This is a genomic window from Actinosynnema sp. NPDC059335, from assembly GCF_042752395.1.
Classification (GTDB): Bacteria; Actinomycetota; Actinomycetes; order Mycobacteriales; family Pseudonocardiaceae; genus Actinosynnema.
The window spans coordinates 19145-20809 of record NZ_JBHYXZ010000144.1; the positions used below are offsets into that span (position 1 = coordinate 19145).

At 76.9% G+C, this 1665-nt stretch carries 1 protein-coding gene; it reads right to left on the reverse strand.

The annotated features are described in order from the left end of the window. Positions 1-123 precede the first annotated feature (123 nt). Positions 124-1293 (reverse strand): cytochrome P450, encoded by a 1170-nt coding sequence (locus ACFXGA_RS32155; RefSeq protein ID WP_378094465.1) that lies wholly within the window; start codon positions 1291-1293, stop codon positions 124-126. Between the last annotated feature and the right edge of the window lie 372 nt (positions 1294-1665).

Genomic DNA, 1665 nt, shown 5'->3' on the forward strand with positions numbered 1-1665 from the left:
CCACCCGCCCCACCCGGGCCGGCGTCCCCCGTGCCCCGGATCGCCGGTCCGGGGCACGCGTCACGGCGGGGGAGGGCTCGCCGGACCGTCCACTGCCGAGCCCCGCGTCGCGCCGGGTCCGGCCTAACCCGCGGTCACGCTCCACCGGACGGGCAGGGCGCGGAGCCCGCGCAGCGCCCCGAACGTGCGCTCGGCCCGGTAACCGGGCACGGGCTCGAAATCCGGCAGCGCCGCCAGCAACTCCTGCACCACCACGCGCAGTTGCAGCCGGGCGAGGTGCACGCCCAGGCAGCGGTGCGGGCCGGCACCCCAGCCCAGGTGCCGGTCCGGCCGCGGCCGGTCGAGCCGGAACACGTCCCCGTCCGGGAACAGGTCGGCGTCGCGGTTGCCGCTGCCCCACAACAGCAGCACCCGGTCCCCGCGGCGCAGCGGCACGCCGGCCAGCGCGGTGGCCCGCCGCACGGTCCGCCCGGTGGCCGCGACCGCCGACTCGTGCCGCACGCTCTCCTCCACCAGGGCCGGGATCAACGCGGGATCGGCCAGCACCCGCTGTCGCAGCTCCGGGCGCGTGCCCAGCACCAGCGCCGTGTTGGCGATGGTGTCCGCGGTGGTCAGCGTGGCCGCCGCGACCATCATGACCGCGTGCTTGAGCAGGGCGTCGTCGTCCACGTCGTGGTCGCGGACCCGGGCGTGGTCCACCGCCCCGCGCGCGGGGCGGTGCTCCGCCTCGCCCCGCCGGGCGCGGATCAGCTCCAGCAGGAGTCCCGCCGGCCGGTGCGCGGACCCCGCCGGGGTCGAGGTGAACAGCTCCCGCGCCAACGCCGAGAACTCCTCCCGGCGGTCGCCGGGCACGCCCAGCAGCGCGGCGGTGACCAGCGGCGGCACCACCGCCGCGAAGTCGGCCACCAGGTCGGCCTCGCCGCGCGGGCGCAGGTCGGCCAGCACCCCGCGGGCGACCGACCGGATGTACGGCTCGTGCCGCGCCGCGGCGTCGCGGCTGAAGAACGGCCGCATCACCCGCCGCCACCGCGTGTGCTCGGGCCGGTCGCTGTCGAACAGCGGGGCGGACACGCCCTCGGGCGTGGGCAGCGCCATCGTCGCCCCGAGCCCTTCGACGGCCGAGCTGAACGTGGCGTCGTCGGTGGCCACCTGCCGGATGTCCCGGGCGCGGGTCACCACGTGGAACCCGCCGTGCGCGTCGCTGCGCGCGACCGGGCAGCGCTCCCGCAGCTCGGCGGTGCGGTCGTGGATGACCTCGCCCACCCCGGGCGCCGAGTGGTCGAAGCGCGCCACCCACTCCGGAGCGTCGCACCGCGCCGTCCCGCCGGACGCCACGTCCCCGCCCACGGCGATCGGATTTCCCACACGAACCCCCAGATCCTGGACACGACCCATCGCCCGGCGAGAGCGCCGGGCGAAGGACGGATCACCCTGTCGCGAACGAATTCCCGCGCGGCCGTCGGCGCTGTCACAGGCGTATCGGCCACGCGGTGAACCCGGTCGATTCTTCCAGGAGTCTGGGAGCGCTCTCGCACGTAGGGCGACGGGTGTCCACGACCTCCGCGACATCGGTGGAGCGGTGGAATACGAGACCTGCGGGCACCCGAAGGTCCCCAACGGCGGTGCGTGGGGGGGGGGGGGGGGGGCGCCCGGGGCCGGCGCGAA